The sequence below is a fragment of the Rhodovulum sp. FJ3 genome (genome assembly GCF_032918305.1).
Classification (GTDB): domain Bacteria; phylum Pseudomonadota; class Alphaproteobacteria; order Rhodobacterales; family Rhodobacteraceae; genus SAT37.
The window spans coordinates 1-4778 of record NZ_JAWJUU010000015.1; the positions used below are offsets into that span (position 1 = coordinate 1).

The window sequence follows — 4778 nt, forward strand, 5'->3', positions numbered from 1 at the left end:
CGCCAGTTTCTGCGCGGCCCCGCCATGACGTTGAGGTAGTACATTTCGATACCATAGGGCGCGCCACAGGGGTGATGGCCACGGGGCACAAGAACGACGTCCCCGTCGCTGACGGCCATTGTCTCGTCCAACTGCCCGTCATCGGTATAGACCCGCTGAATGCCGAACCCGTTGCCGGGGTTCAGACGGTGATAATAGGTCTCTTCCAGATAGGTGATGTTGGGATAATCATCCTCGTCATGGCGGTGGCTGGGGTAGGACGACCAGTGACCTGCGGGGGTAAATACCTCGGTCACCAACAGGCTGTCACAGTAGTCCTCGCCCTCCATGGCGATGTTGTTGATATAGCGCGTGTTCGTCCCCTGACCGCGCTGGGTCAAGGTGATCCCGTCGGGCCCGATCCGGCGCGCCTCATGCCCACCCTTGCCGGGCGCCTTACACACCGCAATCACCGCATCCGTCGTGGTCTCCAACGCCCATGAACTCCCGTTCGGAACATAAAGACAATGGGGCGGCGTCTTTTCAAACACATCCATCCGCTCGCCCAACTCACCCCAGTCCTGACCGGCCGCCTCAATCCGCGCCTTGCCCTCGACCATCACCAGAATGACCTCATTGCTGCCGGTCTCCTCGGNAGTCCTGACCGGCCGCCTCAATCCGCGCCTTGCCCTCGACCATCACCAGAATGACCTCATTGCTGCCGGTCTCCTCGGTCCACGCCTCACCAGCCCGCAACCTGATCAAATCAAACCCGACATAGCGCCAGCCCGCACTCTCGGGCGTGATCGCATGCACCTTGCCGTGGCGCCCGAACGGTTTCTTCAGCAAATCGCCCATCACATCTCTCCAACCTGTCTCTTCATCTTGNGCATGCACCTTGCCGTGGCGCCCGAACGGTTTCTTCAGCAAATCGCCCATCACATCTCTCCAACCTGTCTCTTCATCTTGGCACAAATACTCCTTCCCCGCCCACCACCAGACGGGCCACGGGAACAAGTGCGCCCTAGTTCACCAACCGCGCCTGCGCGATCTGGCCCAGATACTCCTGGAACCGGTCGCGCTGCTTTTGACGCTCCGACACCTCGGGCACCGCCACATCCCAGAAATACCCGTGCTCCCCGGCGCTGGTCTCGATCCCGGTCCCGGGGAAGTCCTTGGCCACAGTCTCGATCACGATCACCGTCGGGATATTGCGTCCGCGTGCGGCGGCCAGTTCGACCTCAAGCTGATCCGTGTCCGCCGCCTTGACCGCATGGGCCCCCATCGACGCGGCATGGGCCACGTAATCGATCTCGGGCTGGGCCTCGACGTTGCAATCCACATACATGTTGTTGAACGGCTCACCGCCACAGCCCATGGTCTGCAATCGGTTGATACAGCCATAGCCACGGTTGTCGGTCAGCACGACGGTAAAGGGAATGCGGCGCATGACGGCGCTCGCCAGTTCCGAGTTGGCCAGCATATAGGACCCATCCCCGACAAAGCAGATCACCTCACGCTCCGGACAGGCCAGCTTCAGGCCCATGGCCCCCGCCACCTCATAGCCCATACAGCTATAGCCATATTCCATGTGATAGCCGCCTTGGGACGGTTTCCAGAGCAGCTTGAGCGCGCCGGGCATGGTGCCGGCGGCACACATGGCAATCGCGGTCTCGGTCGTGCCACGTTGCACCGCGCCAATCACCTGACCGTCGGTCGGTTTGGCAACTTGGTCCTCGGGGCGGGCACAATAAACGTCCACCGCACGCAACCAGTCCTCGCGCGCCTCCGCATTCGGAGCGTCGGCCGCATAGTCCCCGATGGCGGCCGTCAGCGCCTCAAGCGTCACCTTCGCATCGCCCACAAGGCTCACCGCCCCGTGCTTGGCCGCGTCATAGCCGTGGATGTTGATCGAGACCAGCGTGGCATCCTCACGGAACAAGGTGCGCGATCCGGTGGTAAAGTCCTGCAAACGCGTGCCGACACCGATCACCAGATCGGCCGTCTCGGACGCCGCATTGGCCGCCGCCGACCCATCCACGCCCGAGGCGCCAAAGTTCATCGGATGATCCTGGCTCAGGCCCGATTTACCCGCCTGCGTTTCCGCCACGGGGATGTTGTGTTTGGCGGCAAACGCGCCCAGTGTCTCTTCCGCTTGGGAATAGATCGTGCCACCGCCCGAGATGATGACGGGGCGCTTGGCCCCCTTGATCAACGCGGCCACACGGGCCAGCTCATCCACATCGGGCTGCGGACGGCGGATGTGCCAGACCTTCGGCTCAAAGAACTCCACCGGATAATCATAGGCCTCAGCCTGCACATCCTGACAAAAGGCCAGCGTGGCAGGACCGCAGTTGGCCGGATCCGTCATGGTGCGCAATGCGCGGGGCAGTGCATAAAGGATATGCTCGGGCCGCGTGATACGGTCAAAATAACGCGACACCGGCTTAAAACAGTCGTTCGCCGAGACCGTGCCGTCGTCAAAATCCTCAACCTGCTGCAACACCGGATCGGGGCGACGATTGGCAAAGACATCCCCCGCCACAATCAACAACGGCAAACGGTTCACATGGGCCAACGCGGCGGCCGTCACCACATTGGTCGACCCCGGCCCGATGGAACTGGTCACAGCCATCGCGCGGGTGCGCTTCTTGCCCTTGGCATAGGCGATGGCAGCATGGGCCATGGTCTGCTCGTTCTGCCCGCGCCACGTCGGGAACACGTCGCGGTACGCATGCAGCGCCTCGCCAATCCCCGCCACGTTGCCGTGACCAAAGATCGCCCACATCCCGTCGATATACCGCTCCCCCTCAGGGGTCATCTGCACCGATAGCCACTTGATCATGGCCTGTGCCGCCGTCAGTCGGATCGTGCCCATTCGTCTCTCCCAAGGCCCCTTGGCCCTTTTCATCTTGTCCAAATACTCCGGGGGTGCGGGGGCTGGCCCCCGCGCCTCACGTCGCGTTCAACCGCGCAGCGCCGCGGGCACTGTCCCAGACCTGACACAGGCGGGTGAACCGCTCGGCCATCTGCGCAATGGCCGCCTCATCATCCATGTCCCCCGTCATCCAAGCGCGCGCCGCATCCCCAAAGATGGTGCGCCCCACGGCAAACCCCTTGACCATGCCAAAGCTGGCGGCGACCTCAAAACTCGCGGCCAGTTCGGCCTCGGGCGCGTCCAGCCCCAGCACCACAATCCCGCGCACATGCGGATCGTGCAGCTCAATCGCCGCAACCGCGTTCGCCCAGGCCTCCTGCGTCTTCAGCGGCTCCAGCTTCCACCAGTCGGGATAGACCCCCGCCTCATAGAACTGGCGGATCAGGGTCGCGGTTGTGGTGTCATCGACCGGCCCCACCTTGGAGGGGATGATCTCCAGCAGGAACTCCAGCTTGTTGCGCCGCGCGGCGGTGAACAGACGCTTGACCCGCTCTTCCTGCAAGGCACGCATCGCCGCATCGTCATCGGGGTGGCAGAACACCAGCAACTTCACCACGTTCTCGCGCGCCCATTCGCCCAACTGACCGCAATCGGGGCCCAGTTCCGGCTCCAGATCAATCGGACGCGATCCGGGCAGTTCGGTCGGACGCCCGATCCACAGCCCCGTCCCCGAGGCCGCGTGCACCGCGCTGCGCCCGATGCGGTTGTCGCACAAAATACCATACCCCGACTGGCCGTCCTGAACCTGCAACGCGGCCTGAAGGCAGAGCTCCTTAAAGGCCCCGCCTTTTTCCAGGGTATAGCCCTCCATCTCTTCCAGTTGCAGACGGTGATCAAAGGCAAAGGTGCGCACGGTGGACCAATCGCCTGCGCGGTTGGTGGCCCAATGCACCTGCTCCAACTCGACGTCATTGCGCAAATCCGCCTGCTTGAGGCCGCGCTCAAAGAAAAAGGTCAGCTCTTTCCAGCTGGGATAGGCAGGGGTACAGCCATGGCGGCTGACGGCAAAGGCCCCACAGGCATTGGCGTATTTAAGGGCCGTGGGCCAGTCTTCGCCATCCAGCCAACCCTTGAGCAGACCCGACATAAACCCGTCCCCCGCGCCCAGCACGTTGAACACCTCAATCGGAAAGCCCGGCCCGGTTTGACCGTCATCCAGACTGTCCGGAATATCGCCCTCAAACGCCACAGCCCCGTCCGCGCCGCGTTTACACACCAGTGTCGCGCCCGACACCGCGCGCACCGCCCGCAGGGCCGCAATCGTGTCGGTGGATCCGCCCGCGATGTGGAATTCCTCTTCGGTGCCCACGATCAGGTCAAAGTAATGCAGGCTGGACTGCAGCTTCTCGGTGACCTCGGCGCTCTCGACAAAGCGGCTCTCGCCATCGCCATGGCCCGCCACGCCCCAGAGGTTCGGGCGGTAATCAATGTCCAGCGCCGTCTTCAATCCCGCCGCGCGCGCGATCTCCAACGCCTTTAGCGTCGCCGCCTCGACCTGCGGGTTGGACAGATGCGTGCCCGTGGCCACAACCGAGCGCGCCGAGCGGATATAGTCAGGGTCGATATCATCCACCGTCAGACCCATATCGGCACAGTTCTCACGATAGAAAATCAGCGGGAACTGCTCCTCGTCGCGGATGCCCAGCAACACCAGGGCCGTCAGGCGCTCGGGGTCGGTCTTGACCCCCGCCACATCCACGCCCTCGCGCTGCAGCTGCTCACGGATGAACCGGCCCATGTGCTCATCCCCGACGCCCGTGATCAAACCGGACTTCAGACCCAACCGCGCCGTCCCGCACGCAATGTTCGTCGGGGACCCGCCGATGTACTTCTCAAAGGACCCCATATCCTCCAAGCGCCC

At 63.2% G+C, this 4778-nt stretch carries 2 protein-coding genes and 1 pseudogene; all 3 read right to left on the reverse strand.

Annotated elements, in window-relative coordinates:
• A pseudogene (gene iolB / locus R1W00_RS18145) lies at positions 1-837 on the reverse strand (5-deoxy-glucuronate isomerase); the annotation flags it as partial.
• Between the two features lie 166 nt (positions 838-1003).
• Positions 1004-2857, reverse strand: coding sequence for a 3D-(3,5/4)-trihydroxycyclohexane-1,2-dione acylhydrolase (decyclizing) (gene iolD, locus R1W00_RS18150; RefSeq protein WP_317264182.1), 1854 nt, complete (start codon positions 2855-2857; stop codon positions 1004-1006).
• A 76-nt stretch (positions 2858-2933) separates the two neighbouring features.
• Positions 2934-4778, reverse strand: a 1845-nt coding sequence (locus tag R1W00_RS18155) for a bifunctional 5-dehydro-2-deoxygluconokinase/5-dehydro-2-deoxyphosphogluconate aldolase (protein ID WP_317264183.1), incomplete at its 5' end; no start/stop codon positions are given.